Annotated in this window: 16 protein-coding genes and 2 pseudogenes; 16 read left to right on the top strand and 2 right to left on the bottom strand. The window is 71.8% G+C overall.

The features are described from left to right. From KGA66_RS20400 to KGA66_RS20420, 5 genes and pseudogenes are all read left to right on the top strand, one after another. Positions 1-948 (top strand): annotated as a pseudogene (locus tag KGA66_RS20400) (hypothetical protein); the annotation flags it as partial. A gap of 103 nt (positions 949-1,051) precedes the next feature. Then, entirely contained in the window at positions 1,052-1,474 is a 423-nt protein-coding gene (locus tag KGA66_RS20405) for a roadblock/LC7 domain-containing protein (RefSeq protein WP_349260231.1), read from the top strand. Positions 1,475-1,612: 138 nt separating this feature from the next. Next, entirely contained in the window at positions 1,613-1,921 is a 309-nt protein-coding gene (locus tag KGA66_RS20410) for a DUF742 domain-containing protein (RefSeq protein ID WP_438822065.1), read from the top strand. Then, positions 1,902-2,495 carry a GTP-binding protein gene (locus KGA66_RS20415; RefSeq protein WP_211469783.1) on the top strand — a complete coding sequence of 198 codons (594 nt, stop codon included), beginning with the start codon at positions 1,902-1,904 and terminating at the stop codon, positions 2,493-2,495. The genes KGA66_RS20410 and KGA66_RS20415 overlap by 20 nt, the downstream gene beginning before the upstream one ends. Positions 2,496-2,640: 145 nt before the next feature. Beyond that, a complete protein-coding gene (locus tag KGA66_RS20420; protein ID WP_211469784.1) occupies positions 2,641-4,059 on the top strand; it encodes a sugar porter family MFS transporter in 1,419 nt (472 codons plus the stop codon). Between the two features lie 76 nt (positions 4,060-4,135). On the opposite strand, the gene KGA66_RS31135 is transcribed toward KGA66_RS20420, so the two are convergent. Then, positions 4,136-6,370 carry a SpoIIE family protein phosphatase gene (locus KGA66_RS31135; RefSeq protein ID WP_211469785.1) on the bottom strand — a complete coding sequence of 745 codons (2,235 nt, stop codon included), beginning with the start codon at positions 6,368-6,370 and terminating at the stop codon, positions 4,136-4,138. Between the two features lie 170 nt (positions 6,371-6,540). Here KGA66_RS31135 and KGA66_RS20430 point away from each other — a divergent pair, with 170 nt between their 5' ends. The 11 genes and pseudogenes from KGA66_RS20430 to KGA66_RS31145 all read left to right on the top strand — a co-directional run bounded on the left by KGA66_RS20430 (position 6,541) and on the right by KGA66_RS31145 (position 25,476). Next, positions 6,541-11,064 carry a HAMP domain-containing protein gene (locus KGA66_RS20430; protein WP_246508173.1) on the top strand — a complete coding sequence of 1,508 codons (4,524 nt, stop codon included), beginning with the start codon at positions 6,541-6,543 and terminating at the stop codon, positions 11,062-11,064. Positions 11,065-11,131: 67 nt separating this feature from the next. Continuing rightward, the gene (locus KGA66_RS20435) at positions 11,132-11,779 is read left to right on the top strand and encodes a response regulator (protein ID WP_211469786.1); all 648 of its coding nucleotides are present in this window, start codon (positions 11,132-11,134) and stop codon (positions 11,777-11,779) included. Between the two features lie 95 nt (positions 11,780-11,874). Further along, complete coding sequence (locus KGA66_RS20440) at positions 11,875-14,502, top strand: DNA translocase FtsK (protein ID WP_211469787.1); 2,628 nt, start codon at positions 11,875-11,877, stop codon at positions 14,500-14,502. A gap of 195 nt (positions 14,503-14,697) precedes the next feature. Beyond that, a complete protein-coding gene (locus KGA66_RS20445) occupies positions 14,698-15,753 on the top strand; it encodes a helix-turn-helix domain-containing protein (RefSeq protein WP_211469788.1) in 1,056 nt (351 codons plus the stop codon). A gap of 80 nt (positions 15,754-15,833) precedes the next feature. Next, complete coding sequence (rimO, locus tag KGA66_RS20450; protein WP_211469789.1) at positions 15,834-17,378, top strand: 30S ribosomal protein S12 methylthiotransferase RimO; 1,545 nt, start codon at positions 15,834-15,836, stop codon at positions 17,376-17,378. Then, complete coding sequence (pgsA, locus tag KGA66_RS20455) at positions 17,375-18,064, top strand: CDP-diacylglycerol--glycerol-3-phosphate 3-phosphatidyltransferase (RefSeq protein ID WP_312887005.1); 690 nt, start codon at positions 17,375-17,377, stop codon at positions 18,062-18,064. The genes rimO and pgsA overlap by 4 nt, the downstream gene beginning before the upstream one ends. A gap of 62 nt (positions 18,065-18,126) precedes the next feature. After that, on the top strand, positions 18,127-18,621 hold the full coding sequence (locus KGA66_RS20460; protein ID WP_246508178.1) for a CinA family protein: 495 nt from the start codon (positions 18,127-18,129) through the stop codon (positions 18,619-18,621). A gap of 227 nt (positions 18,622-18,848) precedes the next feature. Continuing rightward, positions 18,849-19,175, top strand: a pseudogene (locus tag KGA66_RS32205) (helix-turn-helix domain-containing protein); the annotation flags it as partial. 480 nt (positions 19,176-19,655) lie between these two features. After that, the gene (hflX, locus tag KGA66_RS20470; RefSeq protein ID WP_211469791.1) at positions 19,656-21,146 is read left to right on the top strand and encodes a GTPase HflX; all 1,491 of its coding nucleotides are present in this window, start codon (positions 19,656-19,658) and stop codon (positions 21,144-21,146) included. Positions 21,147-21,402: 256 nt separating this feature from the next. Further along, complete coding sequence (locus KGA66_RS20475) at positions 21,403-23,223, top strand: IucA/IucC family protein (protein WP_211469792.1); 1,821 nt, start codon at positions 21,403-21,405, stop codon at positions 23,221-23,223. Positions 23,224-23,358: 135 nt separating this feature from the next. Further along, complete coding sequence (locus KGA66_RS31145) at positions 23,359-25,476, top strand: ATP-dependent DNA helicase (RefSeq protein ID WP_281416711.1); 2,118 nt, start codon at positions 23,359-23,361, stop codon at positions 25,474-25,476. Positions 25,477-25,642: 166 nt separating this feature from the next. On the opposite strand, the gene lexA is transcribed toward KGA66_RS31145, so the two are convergent. Next, positions 25,643-26,051, bottom strand: a 409-nt coding sequence (lexA, locus tag KGA66_RS20485; protein ID WP_211469793.1) for a transcriptional repressor LexA, incomplete at its 5' end; no start/stop codon positions are given.

The following is a 26,051-nucleotide window of genomic DNA, read 5'->3' on the forward strand; positions in this document are numbered from 1 at the left end:
CTCGTGGCCCCGCCGTCGCGGCCGCAGACCCCGGCCAGGCCGAACCGCGCCCCGTCGGAGCTGGACCTGCCGCAGGCGGCCGCGCAGCCGGCCTCGGCCGCCGCGCCCACGGCCGTGGAGCGGTTGTTCGCGCAGGACCCGCTGCCTCCGGCCCCGGCCACCGACGAGCGGCTCCCGATCTTCGAGGCGATGGAGTCCGAGTGGTTCCGCCGCCGCGACGAGGCACGCGCCCAGGCGGCGATGGCTCAGTCGGAGACCATGCTGCCGCCGCTGCCGACGATGCCGCGGCCGGCCGCCGCGCCGCCCGTCTCGTCCCCGGCGGCGGGCATGCCCGCCGGGGCCGCCAACGGCAGCGGGCGCACCCCCGACTTCGGATCGACTGGTCTCACCGGCACCGGCGGGCGGTCGCCCGGTTCCGGCGCCGGCGCCTCCACCTCGAGCGCGCCGAGCATCTCCCCGTCCGCTCCGATCGCCGCGCAGGCGCCGGCGGCCTCGGCGAGCGCGCCCGCTGCGGCCGCCCAGCCGCCCGCCGCCGCGTCGGCCGGCCTCCCCGCGCAGCCCTTGGCGACGGCGCCCGCCACCGCGGACGCGCCTGCCGCCGACTCCCGAGGAGCCTCGCCTATGGAGAACAGCGCAGCCGCCTGGTCCTCGCCGGGGGACGAGGGGTGGAAGGCCGCTCAGGCGGCGGCCAAGCCGGTGGCTGCCGGTCTGACCACCAAGGGCCTGCCCAAGCGGGTGCCGCGGTCGAACCTGGTGCCGGGCTCCGCGGGCTCCGCGGGCGCGGCCAAGGCGACCCCGCCGATGATCCCGCCGCGCTCGGCGGACGCGGTCCGCGGCCGTCTCTCCAGCTTCCACCAGGGTCTGCGGCAGGGCCGCGACGCCGCGACCGGCGATCACGAGCCCGGTCTCGGCGAGGGGTCCGGCCAGGACGGGAAGAAGGACGGCTGATGACCGCTTCGGCTCCGGCTGGCGCCCGGCGCTCGCCCATCCCGCGCGTCCCCGCGGATCTGTCCCACCATGTACCGACGTTCCCTTTGGAAGGGGATGCACTGTGAGCGAGCTGAGCCAGGCGGCGCAGAACCTCAACTGGCTGATAACCAACTTCGTCGACCGGGTCCCAGGGGTGGCGCACACCGTCGTGGTCTCCTCGGACGGCCTGCTGCTCGCGGTCTCCAACGGCTTCCCGCGTGACCGAGCCGACCAACTGGCCGCGGTGGCCTCCGGACTGTCCAGCCTGACCCAGGGCGCCGCCCGGATCTTCGAGGGCGGCGCGGTCACCCAGACCGTCGTCGAGATGGTGCGCGGATTCCTGTTCGTCATGGCGATCAGCGACGGTTCGGTGCTCGCGGTGCTGGCCTCGTCGGACTGTGACATGGGTCTGATCGGCTATGAGATGGCGCTGCTCGTGGAGCGGGCCGGCGACGTGCTCACCCCGGCGCTGCGAGCGGAACTGCAGAACGCGCTTCCCCGGTAGTCTGCGGACCGGGCTCGCGCGGGCGTCCCCGGGCGGCGGCTTGGGGGCGCACCGAAACGGCGGCGCACGATTTCAGTGTGAAGGACGGTTTCATTGAGCTCAGGACACGATTCGTCACCGCTCGTGCGGCCGTACGCCATGACCGGCGGCCGGACCCGGGCGCGCTATCAGTTGGCCATCGAGGCGCTGGTCTCCACCACGCCGAGGGGCCGCAACGGGGGCTTCGGCCTGATGCCGGAGCACCAGCGGATCTGCGACCTGTGCGTCGAGGTGAAGTCGCTGGCCGAGATCGCCGCGCTGATGCGGATGCCGCTCGGCGTCGCGCGGGTGATGGTCGGCGACATGGCCGAGGCCGGTCTGATCGCCGTCCACCAGTCCAACACCACCGAGGGCAAGCCGGACCTCGCACTTCTGGAAAGGGTGCTCATTGGACTTCGCAACCTCTAGCCCGCCCGAAAGGACCGCGGGGCCGACGACCTCAGTCAAGATCGTCGTCGCCGGGGGCTTCGGGGTGGGGAAGACCACGTTCGTCGGCGCGGTCTCGGAGATCAACCCGCTGACGACCGAGGCGGTGATGACCGCCGCGAGCGACGGCATCGACGACCTAAGCAAGGTTCCCGACAAGACCACCACCACGGTCGCGATGGACTTCGGCCGGGTGTCCCTTGATCGTGAGCTGATCCTGTACCTGTTCGGCACGCCCGGACAGAACCGGTTCTGGTTCATGTGGGACGACCTGACCCGCGGCGCCATCGGCGCGGTGGTGCTGGTCGACACCCGGCGGCTGGCCGACTGCTTCTCCGCGATCGACTACTTCGAGGACGCCGGACTGCCGTACATCGTCGCCCTCAACTGTTTCGACGGCACGCTGAGCCACGCCGTGGACGATGTTCGGGAGGCGCTGTCCATCCCGAGCGACGTCCCGATAGTCACGTGTGACGCACGCTCGCGCGAGTCGACCAAGCTGACGCTGATCCGTTTGGTCGAGCACGCGATGAGCCGCTTCGCCGCGATGCGCTGAACCGCCGCCCGCCGCCCGCCCGCACGTGGCTGCCGAACGTGCGGGACCGGCGGGCGCGGCGTGCCGTCCGGCGGCGTCGTCCTTTTGGACGTAGGTGGCGCCGCCCGAATGGCGCCGGGTCGTTCCGCGTGGTGTCGTTCGGTGTATGGCCTCGATGAGGGCGTCCACGCCCGCGGTGAAGCCCGACGCGACCCACATCGGGTACGTCGTGTTCATCGCGGCTGCGGCCGCGATGGGCGGGTTTCTGTTCGGTTACGACAGCGCGGTCATCAACGGGGCCGTCACCGGCATCCGCAAGCACTTCCGCGTCGGCGCGAACGAGACCGGTTTCGCGGTGGCCGCGGCGCTGATCGGTTCGGCCATCGGCGCGTGGATCGCCGGGCAGTTGGCCGACCGTATCGGCCGCGTGCGGGTCATGCTGCTGGCCGCGCTGCTGTTCACCGCGAGCGGGATCGGCGCCGGCCTGCCGTTCGACATCTGGGACCTGGCGTTCTGGCGCGTCGTCGGCGGCCTCGGCATCGGCATCGCCTCGGTGGTCGCCCCGGCGTACATCGCGGAGGTGGCGCCCGCGCGGTACCGCGGCCGGCTCGGCTCGCTGCAGCAGATGGCGATCGTGCTGGGCATCTTCGTCTCGCAGGTGGTCAACTACGCGCTGGCGCGGGCGGCGGGCGGCAAGAGCGAGAACCGCCTGTGGGGCCTTGAGGCGTGGCAGTGGATGCTGCTCATGGAGGCCGCGCCGGCGGTTCTCTACGGCGTGCTGGGGCTGATCGTGCCCGAATCGCCGCGCTATCTGATCGCCGTCGGGCAGGACGAACGCGCCCACGAGGTGCTGGTCAAGGTGGAGGGGTACGAGGAGACCACGCAGCGCATCGCCGAGATCCGCGCGGTGCTGGCCTCCGACCGCCGGCCCGGATGGCGCGATCTTCGCGGCCCGGGCGGCCGGGTGCTGGCGATCGTGTGGGTGGGCATCGGGCTGAGCGTCTTCCAGCAGTTCGTCGGCATCAACGTGATCTTCTACTACTCCTCGCTGCTGTGGCAGTCGGTCGGGATCAACGAGGCCAACTCGCTGCTGATCAGCGTGTCCACCTCCATGATGAACATCCTGGGCACGGTCGTGGCGATCCTGATGATCGACCGGATCGGGCGCAAACCGCTGGCGCTGATCGGTTCCTCGGGCATGGCGCTGGCGTTGGGCACGGCGGCGTGGGCCTTCTCGTTCGCCACCGGTTCGGGCGCCACCGCGCACATCCCCAGCGCGGACGGCAAGGTCGCGATCGTGGCGGCGCACGTCTACGTGTTCTTCTTCGCGATGTCCTGGGGCGTGGTGGTCTGGGTCATGCTCGGCGAGATGTTCCCGAACAAGATCAGGGCCCTGGCGCTGTCCATCGCGGCGTCCGCGCAGTGGATGGCGAACTTCGTGATCACCCAGAGCTTCCCGAGCATGTCGCGCTGGAGCCTGAGCGGCTCGTACGTCATCTACGCCTGCTTCGCGGTGCTCTCGATCCCGTTCGTCGTCTTGTTCGTGCGCGAGACGAAGGGCAAGGCGCTGGAGTTGATGGGCTGACGGCCACACCGGACGGATCCGCCGGTACCGGCGCCGCTGGGTCTGGCGGCCCGTCAGATCCGGCGCGCGGCGCCGTTCACGAGGCCGCGCGCAGGACCAGGATCGCCATGTCGTCGCTCAGCGGAGCGTCGCCGAACTCTTCGACGGCGCGCTGCACACGCGCGGCGACACCGGCCGCCGACATGGCCCGGCAGTCGGCCAGCACCGCGGCGAGCCCGTCCGAGTCCATCATGACCTCGCCGCGCCGGCGCTCGCTCGCGCCGTCGGTGAACGCGAGCAGCGTCTCGCCCGGCTTGAGGATCAGCGAGTCGAGGTGGAAACCCGGGTCGCCGTCGAGCACGCCGAGCAGCGGCTGGCTCTGCGCGCCGGGCACCACGGCGCCGTCGCGCCGCAGCACCAGGGGCGGAGGATGGCCGGCGCAGACCAGCGCCAGCGCGAGGGAGCCGTCGGCCAGCGGCTCCGCCTCCGCGTACAGCAGCGTCAGGAACCTGCTGCGCTCGCCCTCGTCCAGGATCGCCCGGTTCAGCCTGGCCAGCACCGCGGGCGGGCGCAGGCCCTCGCGCGCCAGCAACCGCAAAGCGTGCCGCGCCAGACCGGTCACCGCCGCGGCCTGCGGACCGGTGCCGCACACGTCGCCGATCGCCAGGCCCCAGCAGCCGGTACGGATCTCGAACACGTCGTAGAAGTCCCCGCCCACCAACGCGTCCTGGCCCAGGTGCACGGGCGCCTCGGTGTTGCCCGCCGGGTTGTAGACCACGGCGATGTCCGCGCCGGGCACGTCCGGCACCAGCGGTGGCAGCAGGGAGGACTGCAGCGCGTGCGCCGTCTCCCGGCGCCCGGCGTAGGCGAGGGCTGAGTCGTATGTCACCGCGACCCGCCGGCCCAGATCCCAGGCCAGCTCCGCGGTGTCGTGCGGGAAGCGGTACTCGGCCGCGCTCGCCAGGGTCATCGTCCCCAGTTGCCTGCCGCGCGCGGCGAGCGGGACCACGAGCAACTCGCCCGGGCGCAGCGCTTCGGCCTCCGGGGACGCGGCCAGCAGCGGCCATTCGTCCGCGCTCGCGTTCGCGCCCGGCGCACCGGATTCGACCACTGCCTTTTCCAGCGGATCGTGTAACGCCTCGTCCTCGTGCCAGACCAGCGCGAGGGTGGAGCGGCCGGCCTCGTCGAACCGGTGTATGGCGCACCAGCGGGCCAGCGCCGGCACGACCAGCTGTGTGGCCAGCGCCAGCGTGCGCTGCGGGTCCAGCGACCCGGCCAGCAGCTCGCCGGCCTCGGCGAGGAACGAGAGGGCTCCGCGGCGCGCCCGGCCGGCCTCCGCGAGCCGCGCCGACTCGACGATCGCGGCGATCCGCTCCGCGCCCTCGCCCAGGCGCAGCGCGTCCTGCTCGGTGAAACGGCCCGGTTCCCGCGCGACCACGCCGAGCAGACCCGTAGTCCCGTAGAGCCCTGCGACACCTGGGGCCGCGTTCAGCGGGGCGGTCGCCATCGACCGCATGCCGCCCGACGCCAGGGCACTGATGAGCGGGGTGCCGTGGTCGGAGGGGCCGGCCAGGTCCGGGTACACCGCGGGCAGGCCGGTCAGGCCGATCCGCCCGGCCGCGCTCGGCGGCGAGGTCACCAGCGGCATGCCGGGCGGCAGACCGGTCTGCGCGCGCAGCCGCAGTCCGGACTCCAGGCCGCCGTCCTCGGCCAGCAGCACGAAGGCGCCGTCCGCCTCAAGCAGAGCCTTGGTCTTCTCCGCGGTCAGCTCGAGATAGTCATCGAGGTCAGCGATACTGGCGCCGCGGTCGGCGGACTGCGAGCGCTCGGCCTCCCGATCCAGGGCGCCGGACGTCGTGGGCGGCGCGAGTGCCGAGCCCTCACCGGGCGCCGCACCGCCTGTGTCCAAGTCCACGACGAACCAGATCTGCTTCATCGTATGCGTGTACTGCATGCCCCAGGACGAGGCGAGCTGAGTGGACAGGTACAGGCCCCGGCCTCCCTCGGATGTTCCGGTGTCCTCCCAGCCCGCGTTGAGGGCAGCGATAGCGCGGCCCGGATGGCGATCGGCCACCGCGACGCGTATCGCGGACGCGTCGCCGCCGCCGTCACGCAGTAGTTCGCAGGAGATCTCCGCGGGCGTACCGGCGTGCACGATCACGTTCGTCACCAGCTCGCTGGCGATCAGCACCGCGTCGTCTACAGCCGTGTCCCCGCCCCATTTGGCGACGGTGTCACGGACGAATGCGCGCGCCGGCCCGACCGCCGCCGGGTCCGGGCCGAACACTGCCGTGCTGATATCGGTCGACGCGTCGTCATCCGCCTTGCTCACCCGTCGATCGTAGCGAGCGGCGCAGCTATGTGAAGGAACACAGCGTGTTCGTACCGTGCCTTTCCGTGCTGGGAATCCGGGTTTTCTTCCCCGCACGCCTGATACGGTGCGAGACTGGCTCAGGTGTGTACGTACCCAGCGGCGGCGCGGGCGAGGAAAGGACAGGTTCCATGGCCCAGCGGACAGGCACGGCGGCCGAGCGACCGGGAGCCGCGGTCCGGCTGGAGCTCGACGACGGCCTGGAGTTGGGCGGGCTGGTCAAGGTGTTGCGCGCGGTGCGGGACGGAGACCTGCGTGTGCGCCTTGAGGTGGTGCCCGGTACCCCGCTGGCCGAGGCGGCGGCGCTGTTCAACGAGATCGTCGACCGCCAGCAGGTCTTCTGCGCCGAGATCGACCGGGTCGCCTCCTCGGTGGGCCGCGAGGGCCGGCTGACCGAGCGCATTCCCCCGGCCGCCGGGCGCGGCGCGTGGGAACAGGCCGGGCAGTCGGTCAACGAACTGCTCGATGGCATCGCCGGGCCGATGGCGGAGGTAGACCGGGTACTGGAGGCGCTGGCGGACGGCGAATTGCGCGAGGCGGTCGCGCACCCGGCCAACCTCGCCCCCGACGGACGCACGCTGCGCGGCGACGTGCTGCGCAAGGCCCGCGCCGTGAACCGGCTGGCGACACAGCTCAAGGACGTGCACGACGCCTTCGCGTGGCTGGCCGCGACGATCGGCGGCGAGATCGCGCTGTCCGAGAACCCGGCAGAGACCCCGTTCCGGCAGGACCGGCTGCCCGGGGAGTGGGCCGAACTGATCGGCGCGACGGACCGTTCCTGGACTCGGCTCGGCGGCCAGATCCAGGAGTTGCTGCACGTCACCTCCGCGGTCGCCGACGGAGACCTGTCCCGCAAGGTGGAAGGCCCGGCCTCGGGCGCGATGGCCGGGCTCAAGCGCACCATCAACGACATGGTGGACCAGCTCTCGGACTTCTCCTCCGAGGTGATCAGGGTCACCAGCGAGCTGGGCACCGAGGGCCGGCTCGGCGGGCAGGCGAACGTCCCGGAGGCCGCCGGAATCTGGCGGAACCTGACCGATTCGGTCAACTCGATGGCCGCGAACCTGACCGCGCAGGTGCGCGACATAGCGGGCGTGACGACCGCGGTCGCGCAGGGCGACCTGTCGCAGAAGATCACGGTCGAGGTCGCCGGCGAGATGCTGGAGCTCAAGGAGACCATCAACACGATGGTCGACCAGCTCTCCGCGTTCGCCGACGAGGTCACGCGCGTCGCGCGCGAGGTCGGCACCGACGGCAAACTCGGCGGTCAGGCGCGGGTGCCCGGTGTCGCGGGCACGTGGAAGGACCTGACCGACAACGTCAACTTCATGGCGAACAACCTCACCGACCAGGTGCGCAACATCGCGCAGGTGACCACGGCGGTGGCGCGCGGCGATCTGTCCGAGAAGATCGAGGTGGACGCGCGCGGCGAGGTGCTGGAGCTGAAGAACACCATCAACGCGATGGTGGACCAGCTCTCCGCGTTCGCCGACGAGGTGACCCGGGTGGCCCGCGAGGTGGGCACCGAGGGCCAGCTCGGCGGCCAGGCGAAGGTCCCGGGCGTCGCGGGAACCTGGCAGGACCTCACCAGCTCGGTGAACCTGATGGCCAACAACCTCACCAGCCAGGTGCGCAACATCGCGCAGGTGACCACCGCGGTGGCGCGCGGCGACCTGTCGCAGAAGATCACCGTCGACGCGCGCGGCGAGATCCTCCAGCTGAAGGAGACCATCAACACGATGGTCGACCAGCTCTCCGCGTTCGCCGACGAGGTCACGCGCGTCGCGCGCGAGGTCGGCACGGAAGGACGGCTGGGCGGTCAGGCCCGCGTGCGCGGCGTCGCGGGCACGTGGAAGGACCTGACCGACAACGTCAACTTCATGGCGAACAACCTCACCAGCCAGGTGCGCGAGATCGCGCAGGTCGCCACGGCGGTGGCGCGCGGCGATCTGTCCGAGAAGATCGAGGTGGACGCGCGCGGTGAGGTGCTGGAGCTGAAGAACACCATCAACACGATGGTCGATCAGCTCTCCGCGTTCGCCGACGAGGTCACGCGTATCGCCCGCGAGGTGGGTACCGAGGGCAAGCTGGGCGGTCAGGCGCGGGTGCCCGGTGTCGCGGGCACGTGGAAGGACCTGACCGACAACGTCAACGGCATGGCCAACAGCCTCACCAGCCAGGTGCGCAACATCGCGCAGGTGACCACGGCGGTGGCGCGCGGTGACCTGACCAAGAAGATCGACGTGGACGCCTCCGGGGAGATCCTGGAGCTGAAGACCACGATCAACACGATGGTCGATCAGCTCTCCGCGTTCGCCGCGGAGGTCACCCGGGTGGCCCGCGAGGTGGGTACCGAGGGCAAGCTGGGCGGTCAGGCGCGGGTGCCCGGCGTCGGCGGCACCTGGCAGGGCCTGACCGAGAGCGTGAACCAGCTGGCCGGGAACCTGACCACACAGGTGCGAGCGATCGCGGAGGTGGCCACCGCGGTGACTCGCGGCGACCTGACCCAGCAGATCGACGTCGACGCCTCCGGGGAGGTGGCCGAGCTCAAGGACAACATCAACCAGATGATCGCGAACCTGCGCGAGACCACCCGGCGCAACCAGGACCAGGACTGGCTCAAGGGCAACCTCGCCCGCATCAGCGGCCTGATGCAGGGCAAGCGGGACCTGTTCGCGGTGGCGCAGCTGATCATGACCGAGCTGACCCCGGTGGTCAACGCCCAGCAGGGCGCCTTCTACCTGCGCGAGTTCGACTCGGTGCGGATGCTGGCCGGCTACGGGCGGCTGACCACGCAGCCCGGCCCGGACGGCGCGCCGGTACCGGTCCGCTTCCGCACCGGCGAGGGGCTGGTCGGCCAGGCCGCGGACCAGCGCGCCCCGATCCTGGTGGAGCAGGTCCCGTCGGGATACCTGCCGATCGCCACGGGTCTCGGGGCCGCGCCGCCGGCCTCCCTGATCGTGCTGCCCGTGCTGTTCGAGTCGCAGGTGCTGGCGGTCATCGAATTCGCCTCCTTCCACCAGTTCACCGAGATCCAGCTGGCCTTCCTGGACCAGATCGTGGAGAGCATCGGCGTGACGGTGAACACCATCATGGCCAACAGCGTCACCGAGGACCTGCTGATCAAGTCCCAGCAGCTGACCGCGCAGCTGGAGGACCGCTCCGAGGAGTTGCAGCGCCAGCAGGAGGAACTTCGCCGCTCCAACGCCGAGCTGGAGGAGAAGGCGGCGCTGCTGGCCAGGCAGAACAAGGACATCGAGGTCAAGAACTCCGAGATCGAGCAGGCGCGCCAGGCCCTGGAGGAGCGCGCCGACCAGCTCGCGCTCGCCTCGAAGTACAAGTCCGAGTTCCTGGCCAACATGTCGCACGAACTGCGCACCCCGCTCAACAGCCTGCTGATCCTGGCCAGGCTGCTGGCGGACAACAACGACGGCAATCTGACGCCCAAGCAGGTCGACTTCGCCGAGACCATCCACTCCGCGGGCTCCGACCTGCTCGGGTTGATCAGCGACATCCTGGACCTGTCGAAGATCGAGGCCGGGCGGATGGACGTGCAGGCGGCGCCGATAGCCGTCAGCACCCTGGTCGAGTACGTCGAGGCCACCTTCCGCCCGCTGGCCGTGGAGAAGGGGCTGGACTTCACCATCAGGCTCGATCCGAGGGTGCCGGTGGAGCTGCACACGGACGAGCAGCGCCTCCAGCAGATCCTGCGCAACCTGCTGTCCAACGCGGTGAAGTTCACCGAACAGGGCTCGGTGGAGCTGCGCGTGACGGTGCAGGACGGTGTCCGGCTCGGCGCAGTGCCGGAGGGCGGCGGGGGCGCGGCGCCGCAGCGGGTCGTGGCGTTCACGGTCGCCGACACCGGCATCGGCATCGCCGAGGAGAAGCTGCGCATCATCTTCGAGGCGTTCCAGCAGGCCGACGGCACGATCAGCCGCAAGCACGGCGGGACCGGGCTCGGCCTGTCCATCAGCCGGGAGATCGCGCACCTGCTCGGCGGCAACATCACCGTCGGATCGACGCTGGGCCGCGGGTCGGTGTTCACCCTCTACCTGCCGATGAATCAGTCCCCTGAATCGACGGGCAGTCACCGCCCCCTCGGCGGGCGGGTTCCCGAGCAGCGCGGCGTGAACGAAGCGCAGACCATGGACAGGGCGCTGGCGGGCACCGTCGCCGCGGACCGCGGCCGGGCCAACGGGCAGCTGTTCACCGGCCGGGAAAACGCGCGCGACGAAGCGGCGCGCTTCACAGGACGCTTCAACGGTGAGACCGTTCTGATCGTGGACAACGACGTTCGCAACGTCTTCGCCCTCACAAGCGTGTTGGAGCAGCGCGGACTTTCGGTGCGTTACGCGGAGAACGGCCGTGAGGGTATCGACGTGCTCGAACGGGCCGATCGAATCGACCTGGTGCTGATGGACATCATGATGCCGGAGATGGACGGCTACGCGACGACGGCCGCGATCCGGCGCATGGACCGATTCGCCCAACTGCCCATCATCGCCCTGACAGCAAAGGCGATGCACGGCGACCGGGAGAAGGCGCTGGAGGCCGGGGCCTCGGAATATGTGACAAAGCCGGTAGATATAGACAAGCTGCTCGGCCTGATCAGGAGCTGGCTGAATGCCGAGCAGGACGGTCCACCGGTACGGTAGACCGATCGCGGAAACGAACAGGCGGCCGGAGGACCCCGGGCGCCGCTGACGGAAGGCGACGGAACGCGTGGCAGACCGGGCGAAGATCCTGCTGGTCGACGACCGGCCAGAGAACCTGACGGCCCTGGAGGCCGTGCTCGGCGCGCTCGATCAGACGCTGGTGCGCGCGGGCTCCGGCGAAGAGGCGCTCAAGGCACTGCTCACCGATGACTTCGCGGTGATCCTGCTGGACGTTCAGATGCCCGGGCTCGACGGGTTCGAGACCGCCGCGCACATCAAGCGGCGCGAACGCACCAAGGACATCCCGATAATCTTCCTGACCGCCGTTTCCAGCGGCCCGCACCACACCTTCCGCGGCTACGCCGCCGGCGCCGTGGACTACCTGTCAAAGCCCTTCGATCCGTGGATCCTGCGCGCCAAGGTCGCGGTGTTCGTCGAACTGCACCGTAAGAACCAACTGCTCAAGGAGCAGGCTGCGCTGCTCTCGCACCGGCTGGCCGAAACCGGCGCGGGCGCCGATCCGGACACCGGTTCGCAACTGGTCGCGGAGCTCTCCGCGCGGCTGGCGGCGGTGGAGGAGCACACCAGGACCCTGGAGAAGCTGGCCGGCGACGCGGAGCGCGACGCGGTACCGCGCGACGAACTGGCGGCGACCGTGGAGGTGCTCGGCACCCGGCTTTCCCGGCTTCGGTCGGCGATAGACGCGCTCGCCTGAGAGACGCATCTCTGCCTGACAGGCGGTCAAGCGAGTTCGCACGCGTGCGGCGCGGCGGCGCACACCGGCGTTGATCTTCCGCTAGCCTTCAGAGCATGGCGACCTCTGCCCGTACGCCTTCGACCCGGCCCAAGAAGCCGGCCGGGGACACGGGCGCGCCCTCCGCCGCGAGGAGTTCGGGCAAGAGCGGCGGCGCGACCGGCAGAACCGGCAGAGGCGGCGCCACCAGGCGCCCCGCCACGAGCAGCTCGAAGCGCGCGCGCCGCGCCAACCCGGCGCGTCCGGTTACCAAGGGCCCGCTCGACCTGTTCGCACAAGGCATCGCGCTGGCCATATCCCTGGTTTGGATGGGTGTGGCCCGCGGCGCCGGGCACCTGTTCCGCCGGGCCGGCTCCGGCGCGCGCAATCTACACCCCGACCACCGCCGCGACGGTGTCGGCCTCGCACTGCTGGCCGGCGCGCTGATCGTCGGCGCCGCGGTGTGGCACCAGCTTCCCGGCGGGGTCGGCGGCGCGCTGGTCACGGTGATCACCGGCGGCGTCGGCGTGCTGGACAAACTGATCCCGCTGGTGCTGATCGGACTCGCGGTCAGGGTCATGCGGCACCCGCGGGAGACCACCCAGGAGGCCGGGCGGATCGCCATCGGCCTGACCGCGCTCGGCCTCGGCGTCCTCGGGCTCGTACACATCGCCCGCGGCGCGCCGACGCCCTCGATGGGTCCGCGCGCGATGCGCCACGGCGGCGGCTGGCTCGGATACCTCGCCTCCGCGCCGATCTCGGCGGTACTGTCGCAGTGGCTTGCGGTACCGCTGCTGCTGATCGTGGTCGTATTCGGTCTGCTGGTGACGACGGCCACGCCGGTCTACCGCATCCCGGAACGGCTGCACTCGCTGCGCGTGAAAGCCGACGCCTTGCTCTATCGGATCCTGCGCGGAACTGCGCCGCCGGATCAGATGCCGACCGTGGTCGAGGACGACCCGACGGATCTGCCGCGCCCGCAGCGCCCGGCGCGGCGACGCAGGCCCGGGCCGGCCGCGGCGCCGCTCGACCCGGCGCACGGGCTGCCGCTCGGCGACCCTGTCGCGGGCCTCGACCCCGACGCGGATCCGGGCGCCGCCGAGCCGACGGTTGTGCTGCCGTTCCCGGCGCAGGAGCGCAAGCGGCGCGGCGGATCCGCGGCCGCCGCGAAACCCCGCTCGCAGGGCTCTGAGCCGCCGGCCGTCCTGCGTGGCGAGCAGCTGACCCTCTCCGACGATGACGAGTACCAGCTGCCCCCCGCCGACATGCTGCCGCAGGGCGTGCCGCTGCGGGTGCGCTCCAAGGCTAACGACCAAGTGGTCGAACAGCTCACCAGCGTCTTCGAGCAGTTCGCCGTCGACGCCCAGGTCACCGGGTTCACCCGCGGCCCGACGGTCACCAGATACGAGGTCGAGCTCGGCAACGCCGTGAAGGTCGAGCGGATCACGGCGCTGTCGAAGAACATCGCCTACGCGGTCGCCTCGGCCGACGTGCGCATCCTCTCCCCGATCCCGGGCAAGCAGGCCATCGGCATCGAGATCCCGAACATGGACCGGGAGATGGTCGCGCTCGGCGACATACTTCGCTCGCCGGGAGCCATCGCCGATCAGCATCCGATGGTGGTGGGCCTCGGTAAGGATGTCGAGGGCCGGGACATCACGGCGAACCTGACCAAGATGCCGCACATCCTCGTCGCCGGCGCCACCGGCGCGGGCAAGTCCACCTGCATCAACACGCTTATCACCTCCATTCTCGTGCGGGCCAAGCCGAACGAGGTGCGGATGGTGCTCGTGGACCCCAAGCGCGTCGAGCTGACCTCGTACGAGGGCATCCCGCACCTGATCACCCCGATCATCACCTCGCCCAAGAAGGCCGCCGAGGCGTTGCAGTGGGTCGTGCGGGAGATGGACCTGCGCTACGACGACCTGGCCGATTCCGGCTTCCGGCACGTGGACGATTTCAACAAGGCGGTGCGCGAGGGCAAGCTCAAGCCTCCGCTCGGCAGCGAGCGCGAGTACCGCCCGTACCCGTATCTGCTGGTGATCGTGGACGAGCTTGCCGACCTGATGATGGTCGCGCCGCGCGACGTCGAGGACTCGATCGTGCGTATCACCCAGCTGGCCCGCGCCGCCGGCATCCACCTGGTGCTGGCCACGCAGCGGCCCAGCGTGGACGTGGTCACCGGCCTGATCAAGGCCAACGTGCCCTCCCGGCTGGCCTTCGCCACCTCCTCGCTCGCCGACTCCCGCGTCATCCTCGACCAGCCCGGAGCGGAGAAGCTGGTCGGCAAGGGCGACGCGCTGTTCCTGCCGATGGGCGCCTCGAAGCCGGTCCGCCTGCAGGGCGCGTACCTGTCCGACCGGGAGATCGAGGCGGTCGTCAAGCACTGCAAGGAGCAGAGCAAGCCGGAGTACCGCCCCGACGTCACCGAGTCGACCGAGAAGCGCCGCGAGATCGACGAGGAGATCGGCGACGACCTCGAGCTGCTGATCCAGGCCGCGGAGCTGGTGGTCTCCACCCAGTTCGGCTCCACCTCGATGCTCCAGCGCAAGCTGCGGGTCGGCTTCGCCAAGGCCGGCCGGCTGATGGACCTGCTCGAGTCCCGCGGCGTGGTGGGCCCGTCCGAGGGCGCCAAGGCCCGGGACGTGCTGATCCGGCCCGACGACCTGCCGCAGCTGCTCGACTCGCTCGGACCGCGGCAGTGACCCGGTCGGCGCAGTGACACCGTCGCGGCTCTCGCGTTAGGCCGGGGGAACGAAAGCCAATCGGGCGAAAGCGGGCGCCCGCAGGGGACATCGGCCCACATCCCGGGCATAGCGGTCCTCGGCGGGCGTTTTCCCTCCGACCCGGAACCGAACGCCCCGGGACACGCACGCGGCAGGACGAGAGGCGGGATCCAGGTGGCGCAGGAGCAGGGCGGGCAGCGGGAGCCGCACCGGCTGATCGGCGAGCAGCTCCAGCGCGCGCGCCTGGCGGCCGGACTGTCCGCCCGGCAGATCAGCGAGCGCACACGGATCACGCCCGAGGTGCTGCAGCGGATCGAGGCCGGCCGGTTCGACGAGTGCGGCGGCGACGTCTACGCGCGGGGACACATCCGTGCCTACGCTCAGGCGGTCGGCCTGGATCCGGCGCCGCTGTTGACGACGTACGGGGCCATCCGGCTTCCCCCGCTGACCCGCCGGGACCTGCGCAAGCCGCGCGTGGCCGCCCAGCCGGCCAAGGAGGCGGTGGGCACCGCACCGCGTGGGGCGCAGAAGGCCGCCGCGCGGCGCGCCCGCTCGGTGCTGCCCACGATCGTGCCGGGCGCCATGCCCTCGCTGGTGCCGACGGTCGCGGCGGGTCAGGAGCCCGAGGTGCCGCCGCTGAAGCACGCTCGGCGCGAGGACTTCACCGACGCGGACGCCGGCTCCGCCGCCGCGCTCATCACCGGGGCGGACGGCCCGCCTCCGGTCAACGAGCGGCCCGCCGCCTTTCTGGCGGGGGCCAGGGCCTCGGGCCGGACCGGGGCGAACTGGTCGCTGGCGCTCGTCGGCGCCCTCGCCGCGGTCGGCCTGGTGGCGGCGGTGCAGCTGTGGCCGGGCGGCACCGGGGGAGCCACGCACGCCACATCGAGCGCGACGGCCGACGCGCGGCCGCATTCGGCGGCGACCCCCGCGCGCCCGGCCTCGGCCGCACCGGTTCCCTCCGCCGCCGCGAGACCCTCGGGGGTGGACATCAGAGTCGTCGTGCTCAACGCGCCCAGCTGGCTGGGTGTCACCGACTCCGCGGGCAAGCAGCTGTTCTGGAACATCCTGCAGCCCGGCCAGTCGCGCGAGTTCACCGACTCGAACCGGCTGTCGGTGATCCTCGGCGACGCGGCGGCGGTGGATCTGGTGGTCAACGGGCACGATCTGGGCCCGCAGGGCGGTTCGGGCCAGGTCTTCCGGGCCACCTACGGCCCGGCCTCCGGCAGCTGACAGACGCCCGGGCGGTGCCGCGGGAGCTGACCCGGGCGGTGCACGCAAGACACGACAGGTATCCGGATACCCTTGTGGGCATGACCAGCACTGTGCCCTCGGACCTGGGGGGCCGCACTGTCGCCCTGATCACCCTCGGCTGCGCGCGCAACGACGTCGACTCCGAGGAACTGGCCGGGCGGCTTGCCGCCGACGGCTGGAATCTGGTCGAGGACCCGGCGGACGCCGAGGTCGCGGTCGTCAACACCTGCGGCTTCGTCGACGCGGCCAAGAAGGACTCGATCGACACGCTGCTGTCCGCGGCCGACCTGAAGGGCAACGGCGTCACCAGGGCCGTGGTCGCGGTCGGCTGCCTGGCCGAGCGGTACGGCGTGCAGCTCGCGCGGGAGTTGCCCGAGGCGGACGCCGTCCTCGGCTTCGACCACTACCGCGAGATCGGCGACCGGCTCCGCACGATCCTCGGCGGCGGCCACGTCGAGGCACACACCCCGTCCGACCGCCGCAAGCTGCTGCCGCTCACGCCGGTCGCCCGCGCCGCGGCAGCGGTGTCAGTACCCGGACACGGCGACGGTCCCGACGGGACTTTCACGGCGTCGGCCATCACCGACCTGCCGGACGGCCTCGCCCCGGCGTCGGGCCCGCGAACGCTGCGCCGGCGGCTCGGCGGCGGGCCGTCCGCCGCGTTGAAGCTGGCCTCCGGCTGCGACCGGCGCTGCTCGTTCTGCGCGATCCCGTCCTTCCGCGGCGCCTTCCTCTCCCGCCGCCCCGCCGACATCCTCGCCGAGGCCCGCTGGCTCGCCGAGCAGGGCGTGCGCGAAGTGGTGCTGGTGAGCGAGAACTCCACCTCCTACGGCAAGGACCTGGGCGACCTGCGGCTGCTGGAGACGCTGCTGCCGCAACTCTCCGCGATCGACGCCCTGGACTGGATCCGGGTCTCCTACCTCCAGCCGGCCGAACTGCGCCCCAGCCTGATCGACGCGCTGGCCTCGACGCCCAAGGTCGTGCCCTACTTCGACCTGTCCTTCCAGCACAGCGCGCCCGAGGTGCTGCGGCGGATGCGGCGCTTCGGGGACACCGAGCGCTTCCTCGGCCTGCTCGCCGCGATCCGCGAGCGGCTGCCGCAGGCCGGTGCCCGCTCGAACTTCATCGTCGGATTCCCCGGCGAGAGCGAAGCGGACTACAAGGAGCTCGAGGGTTTTCTGGCGCAGGCGCGGCTCGACGCGATCGGCGTGTTCGGCTACTCGGACGAGGAGGGCACCGAGGCGTCCGGCTACGACGGCAAGGTGGACCAGGACGAGATCGACGAGCGCGCCGCGCGGCTGGCTGAGCTGGCCGAGGAACTGACCGCGCAGCGCGCCGCCGAACGGATCGGGGAGCGGATCGAGGTGCTGGTCGAAGGGGTCGGCCCGGAGGGAGGCGAACGCGGTGGCCGCGCGTACGAAGCGGACGGCGGGCCGAGCGGGATCGAGGGCCGCGCGGCGCACCAGGGGCCGGAGACGGACGGCTCGGTGCGCCTGGTGGCGCCCGCGGGTGGCGCGCACCCCGCCGGCCTGCGCGTCGGCGCGCTGGTCAAGGCGGTCGTCGTGGACAGCGACGGGGTCGACCTGATCGCGGAGCCGGTGTGACCTCCCCGGCCCCGCCGCCGGCCCCGGTCGTCGCGGACGCACCGGGGCAGCGGGCCGTGCCGCTGTGGAACATCGCCAACATCCTGACGATCGTGCGCCTCGCGCTCGTGCCGGTCTTCGCCGTGCTGCTCCTGCACGCCGACGGCCGCGAGAGCTGGTGGCGGCTGGCGGCGGCGGTGGTCTTCATGATCGCTTCCTTCACCGATCGGCTCGACGGGCAGCTGGCCCGGGATCGCGGGTTGATCACGGACTTCGGCAAGATCGCCGACCCGATCGCGGACAAGGCGCTGATGGGGACCGCCCTCGGCGCGCTCAGCGCACTGGGCATGCTGTGGTGGTGGGTCACCGCGGTGATACTGGTGCGCGAATTGGGCATCACGCTGCTGCGGTTCTGGGTGATCAAGCACGGGGTGATCGCGGCCAGCCGGGGCGGCAAGCTCAAGACGCTGCTGCAGGCGCTGGCGATCTGGATCTACGTGCTGCCGCTCGCCGCGGTGCCCGGCCTGGGCTGGCTGACCTGGGTCAGCACCGTGATCATGGCCGCCGCGCTGGTGGTGACCGTGGTGACCGGCGCGGACTACATCCTCAAGGCGGCCCGGCTGCGGCGTGCTTCCGCCGCCGAGATCTCGCACGCGGCAGCGTCGGCCGAGTCGGCTGCGCCCGCCGCGCAGCAGGCCGCGAAGTGACCGGCAGCACGGTGACCGGGGACGCGCTCGTACCGGCTCCGGACGAACAGCGGCTGGCTGAGCTGGCCGAACAACTACTCGCCCGAGCCCGCTACCTGCGCCTGACCATCGCCGTGGCCGAGTCGCTGACCGGAGGGCAGCTGGCCGCGCAGCTCACCGCCGTTCCGGGCGCGTCCGCCGTCTTCCGCGGCTCGGTCACCGCGTACGCCACCGATCTGAAGGCGGCGGTGCTGGGCGTCGACGCCGTGCTGCTGGACCAGATGGGCGCGGTGCACGCCGAGGTGGCCCGGCAGATGGCCGCGGGTGTGCGCCGCGTATGCCGGGCCGACATCGGCATCGCCACCACGGGGGTCGCCGGGCCGCGGCCGCAGGACGGCCAGCCGGTCGGCACCGTTTTCGTCGCGGTGGCCGACCAGGGCACGGTAGAGTCCGAACAATGCCGCTTCGGGCTCGGCGACGGTCTCCCGGCGCAGGAGAGGGCCCGTATCCAGCGACTTTCGGTCGCCGCCGGATTACAGTTGACGCTACGTCATCTCGGCATGCGGACCAGAAGTTAACAGTGCAACAAAAGATTCGCCTCTCCCGCATGAACCGGGGGTTCGCGTGGCACGTCTCTGAGTGAGTACCCCGCACGCCGCACTCGCGGGAATGGCGCACGACGCTTCGCGGTTGCGTACGGTTGTAGTGCCGCTCCAACATTCACCACCCCCGGTGAAGGCGACGGCGCGAGCCGTCGAAAGCGGGTACGGTGGCGAGAAGACCTAGTGAGGGAGGGAGCGACGACATGATCCTCATCCGTCGCCTGCTCGGCGAGGTGCTGCGGCGCAAGCGGCAGGACGAGGGGCGCACCCTGCGCCAGCTCGCCGCCGAAGCGCGGATCTCGCCGGGATACCTCTCCGAGATCGAACGGGGCCAGAAGGAACCGTCCTCCGAGCTGCTCGCCGCCATCTGCGACGCGCTCGACATCAAGCTGTCCGACCTGCTGCGCGAGGTCTCCGTGGATCTGGCCGCGGCCGAGCTCGCGGCCCGGATCGAAGCCGAGCGGGTCGGCGCCTCGGTCACCGGATCGGTGCCGCAGGCGAGGGTGGGCGCGACCGCGGTCAAGAGCGTGGCCCTGGCCAAGCCGGTGGCCCGCACGGTGGCGCGTCCCGGCGCCCGTCCGGCGCCGCGTCCGGTCACCCGCCGCGTTCCGCCGCCGGTCGGCGCCGGCAGTGCCCCGCTACCCGGTGCCGTGCTCGCGGCGCAGGGCGTGCTCGATCCGACCCGGCTCGGCGACGCACCGACGGTCCCGACCAAGACCGCGGCCTCCCGCGCCGCGATGGGCCCGATGACCCCGGTCGGCCCTGCCACGGGAGTCGGCTTCGGCGGTGTGCTGGGCCGTCCCGTGGACGGCGAGATCGTCTTCGCCTTTCCCCTGATGAACCTCGGGGACCTGGCGCTGCGATAGCACGGACTTCTGCTACCAGGACGGCCGGCGGGAATGAGTTACCCGTCGGCCGTCGCTAATTGGGTCGCTGGGCGCGTTCGCGCCGTGCGACGATCGAGAGGCAGGGCCGCCGGGCGGCGGCAGACACGCCTCTGAAGGGAAGATATGACCAACTCGCGCCACCTCGTACATCAGAGCGACACCCACGAGGAGGAGCGTTACCGCGTCGATCCCCGCTACGGTGTCGAAGCAGAGCCCGACGGCGACGACTACGACGGCGAGCAGCTCGACCTGGCCGACCGCCAGTCGCTGCGCCGTGTCGTCGGGCTGTCGACCGAACTGGAAGACGTCTCCGAGGTCGAATACCGGCAGCTGCGCCTTGAGCGCGTCGTGCTCGTCGGGGTGTGGAACACCGGGACCGCGGCCGAAGCCGAGGCGTCGCTGCGGGAACTGGCCGCGCTCGCCGAGACGGCCGGCTCCCAGGTCCTCGACGGCGTCATCCAGCGCCGCGAGCGACCCGACCCGTCGACCTACATCGGTTCCGGCAAGGCCCGCGAACTGCGCGATGTCGTGGCCTCGACCGGCGCGGACACCGTCATCTGCGACGGCGAGCTGACCCCCGCGCAGCTGATCCACCTCGAGGACGTGGTCAAGGTCAAGGTGGTGGACCGCACGGCGCTGATCTTGGACATCTTCGCCCAGCACGCCCGCTCCCGGGAGGGCAAGGCGCAGGTCGCCCTCGCCCAGATGCAGTACATGCTGCCGCGGCTGCGCGGCTGGGGCCAGTCGCTCTCCCGCCAGATGGGCGGCGGCGGCTCGGGCGGTTCCGGCGCCGGCGGCGGTGGCGGGATCGCCACCCGCGGGCCCGGTGAGACGAAGATCGAGCTGGACCGGCGGCGCATCCGGGAGAAGATGGCGCGCACCCGGCGCGAACTGGCCGAGATGGGCAAGTCCCGTTCGACCCAGCGGCAGGAGCGCAAGCGCGGCGCCGTCCCGGCGGTGGCTCTGGCCGGTTACACCAACGCCGGCAAGTCCTCGCTGCTCAACCGGCTCACCGGTGCCGGGGTGCTGGTGGAGGACGCCCTGTTCGCCACCCTCGACCCGACCGTGCGCCGGGCGCAGAGCTCCAGCGGGCGCGCGTTCACGATCGCGGACACCGTCGGCTTCGTGCGGCACCTGCCGCACCTGCTGATCGACGCGTTCCGCTCGACCCTGGAGGAGGTCGCCGACGCCGACCTGCTGCTGCACGTGGTCGACGTCTCCGACCCCGACCCGGAGGGCCAGATCGCGGCGGTGCGCGAGGTGCTCCAGGAGATCGGCGCCGAGAAGGTGCCCGAGATCGTCGTGCTGAACAAGGCGGACGCGGCCGACCCGCAGACGGTTGCCCGGATGCTGCGCCGCGAACCGCACGCGGTGCTGGTGTCGGCCCGCACCGGGGAAGGCGTCGACAAGCTGTTCGCCGCGATCGAGGCGGACCTGCCCCGGCCCGCGGTCGAGGTCGACGCGCTGGTGCCGTACGGCCGGGGCGACTTGGTCGCGAGGGTGCACTCGACCGGCGAACTGCTGAGCGAGACGCATCTGGAGACGGGTACGCGGATCGTCGCGCGGGTCGACGCCACCCTCGCCGCGGCGCTGGGCGAGTTCGCCGCCGCCTGAACCCGGCGCTACGTTGCGGATCGGCCCGCCCGGCTCTCGCTGGGCGGGCCGATCCTTTCATCAGATAGATCACCCTGAGTAGCGAGCCGAGTTGACCGGGCGGCCGTACCAGGACAAGGCTTAGCGCCGCGATCTTCCAGGTCGTCACGGACCGTGTTCAGCGGGAGTTCGGGACACGGGTGTCTCGGCAACCAGGCGGATCGCCGCCGCCGGTGCCCCGGCGGACCGGCCCACCCCGACCCCGAACGGATCAGCGGTGCCGCAGGACCTGCCCGTGACCCCCGCCGGCAATTCGGCGCCTCCCGACGCGCCCTCGCCGGACCATCCGGCCGAGCGTCTCACCGCGCAGCCGCCGGATCCCGTTCAGCCCGCGCTCGCGCACCGGCGGGCCGCGGACCACCTCGCCGCCGAGGCGCTGCTGCGCTGCTGGGTGCGCGAGCGCGGGCTGGCGGCGACCGCCGCGGGCGAGCGGCTCGTGCTCGACCTCGGCGACAGCGTGCTTCACGTCCCGATCGAATACTGGTCGCCCACCGGGATGCACCGGTTCGGCGTGCCGCACGGCGCGCTGGGACCGGTCGGTCCCGGCACTCTCGCCCGGCTGCTCGGCGAGTGCGCCGCAGCGCGCGGCGACGTCCTCCAGCGGTTCGTGGCGCGCGCCGCGCAGTCCGCCGCCCGCATCGCCGGACACATCGAAGCGCGTTCGGCCGGCCCGCGCCCGGCGCAGCCCGCGACGCCGTTCCTGACCGCGGAGCAGGGGTTGATCGCCGGGCACCCGCTGCATCCGATGCCGAAAAGCCGTGAACCGCTCAGCGCCGCCGAGGCCGCCCGGTACTCGCCGGAACTGCGCGGCTGCTTCCCGCTGCACTGGTTCGCGGTCGCGGACGAAATCGCCGTGCACGACAGCGAGCTGGGTCCGTCGGCTCCCGACCTTCTCGGCTACCTCAGTGGGCTGATCTACGACGCGCAGCCCGGCAGCGGCCGCGTCCTGGTGCCCGCACATCCCTGGCAGGCCGGTGAGCTGCTGCGGCGCGACAATATGCGGGAGCTGATCGCGGCGGGCGCCGTCGAGTATCTCGGCGAGGGCGGACCGCCCTGGTACCCGACCTCCTCGTTGCGGACCATGTACCGGCCCGACCAGCCCGTCATGCTCAAGCTGTCGCTCGCGCTGCGGATCGCCGGCTCGCGACGCGAGAACCCGCGCAGGGAACTGCTGCGCGGAGTCGAGGCGCACCGGCTGCTTTCCGGGCCGCTGGGCGCCCGGCTGCTCGCCGCGCACCCCGGATTCCGCGCGTTGACCGATGCCGGGTTCCTCGCCACCGAGGGGGTACCAGGGCTCGATGTCTCCATCCGCCACTCGCCGTTCCGGCGCGGCGAGCACGTGTACTGCATCGCCGCGCTCACCGATCTCGGCCGCGAAGCCGTGGCAGGCGACGGCCACCCGCACGAACTGGCCGCGCACCTGCACGGTCTCGCCGCTTTGGAGCGCAGGCCGGTGCGGGCGGTCGCGATGCAGTGGTTCGCCCGCTATATCACGAGCCTGATCGCTCCGGTGTTCTGGCTTGACGCCGAGCACGGCGTCACCCTGGATGCGCACCAGCAGAACACGATGATCCAGCTCGACGCGCAGGGTTACCCCGGCGCCGGGTGGTACCGCGGTAACCGGGGATTTTCCTACCGGGTCTCGTGTATCGACCGGCTGGAGGCGGTCGGCGGCGTTCCGGGGCTCGGGCGGGCCAGCGAGAGCGTGGTCGCGGACGAGGTGGCCACGCAGCGGCTGGTGAACCACGTCGGTATCAACAATCTCATGGGGGTGGCCGGGGCGATCGGCTGCGCGCGGATCGTGGACGAGCGGGAGTTGCTGGGCCTGGCCGCCGACCTGCTCGCGCCGCTGCGGGGCCACTTGCCAGTGGATCTGTTGCTCGGCGCGGACACGCTGTCCTGCGACGCGAACCTGCTTTCGAGTGTCGCGGGCACGGACGAGTCGGTCGGCGAGCCCGCGGCACGACGTTTCCATGTGGAGATCAGCAATCCCATTCCAGGGACGCGCAGATCCGTGCCGTCGAGCGGTGCCGGGTGACCGGTCTGCTCGCTGCGCGCCTGCCGGGACCTGACCGCGCGGCCCGGGCGGCTCACGGCTCGCCCCACCATGGCGAGACCGGACCTGCGGCCAAGTGCCCTCGGTTGTCGGCCGCGCCCCGTACCCTAGTGCTCCATGGGCAAGACTGATCTCGAAACCTTACTCGCGAGCGCGGTCGCCGCGGTGGGCGGCGAACCGAGGCCGGGGCAGGTCGAGATGGCCCAGGCGGTGCGCCGGGCGCTGAGCGAGGGCGACCCGCTGCTGGTGCAGGCCGGCACGGGCACCGGCAAGTCGCTGGCCTACCTGGTGCCCGCGATCGCGCACTGCCTGGAGCGGCGCGACCGGCGCGTCGTGATCGCCACCGCCACCCTCGCTCTCCAGCGCCAGCTCGTCGCGCACGACCTGCCGCTGATCGCCGAGGCGCTGACCCCGGCGCTGGGCCGCGCTCCGCAGTTCGCGCTGCTCAAGGGCCGCAGCAACTACGTGTGCAGACACAAGATCGACGGCGGGGACGAGAACGACGGCGAGGAGGCGTTGTTCGACGCCTCCGCGGTCTCGGACCTGGGCCGCCAGATCCTGCGGGTGCGCGAGTGGGCCGAGCAGACCGAGACCGGCGACCGCGACGACCTGGTGCCCGGGGTCGGCGACCGGGTGTGGGGCATGGTCTCGGTCAGCGCCCGCGAGTGCCTGACCGCCGCCAAGTGCCCGTTCGGTACCGAGTGCTTCGCCGAAGACGCCCGTGAGCGCGCCCGCGAGGCCGACGTCATCGTCACCAACCACGCCCTGCTCGCCATCGATACCTTCGACAGCGAGGTTCAGGTCCTGCCGGAGCACGACGCGGTGGTCGTGGACGAGGCGCACGAACTGGTCTCCCGGGCGACCGGCGCGAACTCGGGCGAGCTGAGCGGCGGCATGGCCGAGCGCGCCGCGCGCCGGATCCGCAGGCACGTGGACGAGAAGTCGCAGCTGGTTTTCGAGCAGGCGGTGGAGCTGCTGCGCGAGGTGCTGGAAACGGCCGACGCGCGCCGCTACCCGCACCTGCCGGAGGACGTCGCCGAGGCGCTGACCGCGCTGCGCGACGCCTCGCGGCAGGTCATCAGTTCCCTGGTACGTGGCCGGGAGAGGGGCGGCGCGAAGGCCGCGAAGTCCGGCGGCGCGCTGGAGGGAGCCGAGGCGGGCTCCGGGAACGAAGGGGGCCGGCGGCAGGCGCAGGCGGCGGCCGAGCAGATCTTCGATCTCGCCGACCGGATGCTGCTCTGCGCCCCGGACGATGTGATCTGGCTGGAGCGCGGCGAGCGCTACACCTCTTTGCACATCGCCCCGCTCTCGGTGGCGCAGCAGCTGCGGCACCGCCTGTTCGCGCGGACGCACACCGTGCTGACCTCCGCGACGCTCAAGCTCGGCGGCGATTTCGACGGAGTGGCCCGCTCGGTCGGCCTGTATCCGCAGGAGCGCGGCGATCGGATGCCCCCGCCGGCCGCCGCCGCGAGCACAGCTGACGCGGCGTCACAGACCGATGCGCCGGACGATGACGCGCCGTCGGATCCCGCGACGGCCGAGGCCGATGCGGAGCACCCGATCCGCTGGGACGCTCTCGATGTCGGCTCGCCGTTCGACTATCCGAAGCAGGGCATCCTTTACATCGCCCGGCACCTGGACCCGCCGGGCCGCGACGGCATCCGGCCGGATCAGCTCGACGAGCTCGCCGGGCTGATCGAGGCGGCGGGCGGGCGCACCCTGGGCCTGTTCTCCTCGTTGCGCGGCGCGCAGGCGGCAGCGGCGGCCATCAGCGAGCGGTTGGCTTACACGGTGCTGTGCCAGGGTGAGGACTCGCTGCCACAGTTGATCTCGCGTTTCGCCGAGAACCCGCGCACCTGCCTGTTCGGCACGCTTTCGCTGTGGCAGGGCGTGAACGTGCCGGGGCCGGCCTGCCAGCTGGTGGTGATCGACCGGATCCCGTTCCCCCGCCCGGACGATCCGCTGGCCGCGGCGCGGCAGGAAGCCGTGGCGCGCAACGGCGGCAACGGCTTCATGGCGGTCGCCGCGGCCCATGCCGCGCTGTTGCTCGCCCAGGGCGCCGGGCGGCTGATCCGCGCGACCGGGGACAGGGGTGTCGTGGCGGTCCTCGACTCCCGACTGGCCACGGCCCGCTACGCGAGTTTCCTGCGTGCCTCGCTGCCGCCGTTCTGGCCCACTCATGACACCAAGCTGGTGCGCGGCGCGTTGCGGCGTCTGGACGCCGAGGCGCCCTGACGCCGGCCGACCGCGGTTGGCTCGGGGGCCGACCAGGCTGGCAGCGTCAGACTCGTGCGCCGCTGCCCTCACCTCGCCTCGCCTCGCCCCGGCCCGGGGCTGCCGGGGCGAGGCGAGGCGGGTGCCGGTTCTCAGCGTCGCCGAGCCGTCGTAACGGTCACAGGCGTCACAGGCGGCGCATGACCGCTACCACCCGACCGAGGATCGAGGCCTCGTCCCCGGGGATCGGGTCGTATGCCGGATTGCGCGGCATCAGCCACACGTGCCGGCCCGACGGAGTGTTCTGCAACTTCAGCTGCTTGATGGTCGCCTCGCCGTCGATCATCGCCGCGACGATCTCACCCGACTCGGCGGTCGGCTGCTGGCGCACCACGACCGTGTCGCCATCCCAGATCGCCGCGTCCACCATCGAATCCCCGACGACCGTCAGGGCGAACAGCGTCCCGTCGCCCACCAGGTCGCGCGGCATCGGGATCAGCTCCTCGATCTCCTCCTGCGCCAGGATCGGGCCGCCCGCCGCGATCCGCCCGACCAGGGGCACGTATTCGGTCGCGCCGACGGCCCCGCCCATCGGC

The sequence above is a fragment of the Actinocrinis puniceicyclus genome (genome assembly GCF_018283645.1).
GTDB lineage: Bacteria > Actinomycetota > Actinomycetes > Streptomycetales > Catenulisporaceae > Actinocrinis > Actinocrinis puniceicyclus.

Excerpts from the sequence above, each read along its gene's own strand:
- hflX (WP_211469791.1), top strand. The coding sequence starts at position 19,656 with ATGACCAACTCGCGCCACCTCGTACATCAGAGCGACACCCACGAGGAG.
- rimO (WP_211469789.1), top strand. The coding sequence starts at position 15,834 with ATGACCAGCACTGTGCCCTCGGACCTGGGGGGCCGCACTGTCGCCCTG.
- KGA66_RS20440 (WP_211469787.1), top strand. The coding sequence starts at position 11,875 with ATGGCGACCTCTGCCCGTACGCCTTCGACCCGGCCCAAGAAGCCGGCC.
- KGA66_RS31145 (WP_281416711.1), top strand. The coding sequence starts at position 23,359 with ATGGGCAAGACTGATCTCGAAACCTTACTCGCGAGCGCGGTCGCCGCG.
- KGA66_RS20420 (WP_211469784.1), top strand. The coding sequence starts at position 2,641 with ATGGCCTCGATGAGGGCGTCCACGCCCGCGGTGAAGCCCGACGCGACC.
- KGA66_RS20410 (WP_438822065.1), top strand. The coding sequence starts at position 1,613 with ATGACCGGCGGCCGGACCCGGGCGCGCTATCAGTTGGCCATCGAGGCG.
- KGA66_RS20430 (WP_246508173.1), top strand. The coding sequence starts at position 6,541 with ATGGCCCAGCGGACAGGCACGGCGGCCGAGCGACCGGGAGCCGCGGTC.